Annotated in this window: 1 protein-coding gene; it reads right to left on the bottom strand. The window is 67.6% G+C overall.

Going from position 1 to position 1519, the window contains the following annotated elements:
• Positions 1 to 1519: condensation domain-containing protein (locus ABZY31_RS31210; RefSeq protein ID WP_356417057.1), on the bottom strand; the 1519-nt coding region annotated here is incomplete at both ends.

Below are 1519 nucleotides of genomic sequence, written 5' to 3'. Positions count from 1 at the left end.
CCACTGTCCGCCACCATGAACGCCAGCCGCTCCACCGGCAACTCAGGATCCAGCGGCACATACGCACCACCGGCCTTCCACACCGCCAGGATGGAGGCGACCATGTCGACACCGCGCGGCAGACACAAACCCACCACCGACTCCGCACCCACCCCCTGAGCAATCAGGGCATGCGCGAGACGATTCGCCCGTGCGTCCAGCTCCCCGTAGGAAACCTCCACACCATCGAAGACCACCGCCACCGCATCCGGCGAAGCCGCCACATGCGCCGCGAACAACTCCGGCACCGTCACCGCAGCAACCTCAACCACCGTGTCGTTCCAGCCCGACACCACCAGCTCACGCTCAGCCGCATCCAGCACATCCACCGCACTCAGGGGTGCGTCCAAACCCTCCTCTAGCGAGCACAGGAGGTTTCCGACGGCCGTGCGCAGCAGTCGTCCCACGGCCTGTGGATCAATCGGTGTGACCGCCTCCACGGACAGATCGATGCTGTGCCCGTCGTCGTCAACCGAGACCCCGAGCGGGAAGTTGCTCCGCTCCTGGGCAAGCAACAGCCGGATTCCCTCCCTGCCGTGACTGCGCTGCTCGTCATCGTCTTGGCGGCTCGCGTTGTGCCGGTAGTTGAAGAAGGAGGTGAACAATGGTGTGTCGGCGGGAACTCCGCTGGCCTGCTGTGCGAGTGCCAGCGACGCATGTTCATGCTCCAGCAGATCCGCCAGCTGACCGCGCATCGCGGATACCGCCGTCGTGACGCCCATGTCGTGGGTGCGCACCCGTACGGGAAGGGTGTTGATGAAGGGGCCCGGCACCCGATCCGAACCGGCACCCGCGTTCATCCGTCCGAACAGCACGGTGCCGAAGACGATGTCGTCGCGGCCGCTGAGCACCGCTAGTACGCGCGCCCAGGCCACATGCAGCACGGTTGCAGTGCTCGCCCCGAGCCCTATCGACGCCTGGCGCAGTCGGGCGGTCAACTCTGCCCCCAACGGCACGCCTTCGTGGACCGAGTTCGCGCCCGTACTGCGTACGTCGACGACATCGAAGGGCGCCGTCGGCTCGGTCACATCACCCAGCAGCCCGGCGAAGTACCGCTCGTGCTCGGCACGTGCCGCCCCGCCCCGGGCCTGCGCCACGAAGTCGCGGAACGGCAGCGGGTCCGGCAGCGTATCGCCGCGCCCGGAGAGGAAGGCCTCCACCTCTCCGAACACGATCTCCAGCGCCGTATGGTCCTGCACCATGTGGTGTACGCGGATCAGTGCGAGCCACTGGTCGCTCCCCGGCGCGGCCGCCGTCTGGACCCGGATGAGCGGTGCCTGCTTCAGGTCCATCGAAAGGCCGACGCGCTCCAGGAGCTGTTCAGCCGGCTCGCCGCCGTGCGGGTCCAGTGCCAATTCGGTCACCGGGAGGACCGCGTGGCGCCGCACCACCTGGACCGGCTCCCGCAGCCCCTCCCACACGATGGAGGTGCGGAAGATGTCGTGCCGGTCGATGACCTGCTGCAAGGCTGCGGTGAATC

This window comes from Streptomyces sp. NPDC006529, assembly GCF_040611795.1.
Lineage (GTDB): Bacteria > Actinomycetota > Actinomycetes > Streptomycetales > Streptomycetaceae > Streptomyces.
The sequence above is the reverse complement of the archived record's forward strand: the minus strand, read 5'-3'. Positions and strand labels throughout refer to the sequence as shown.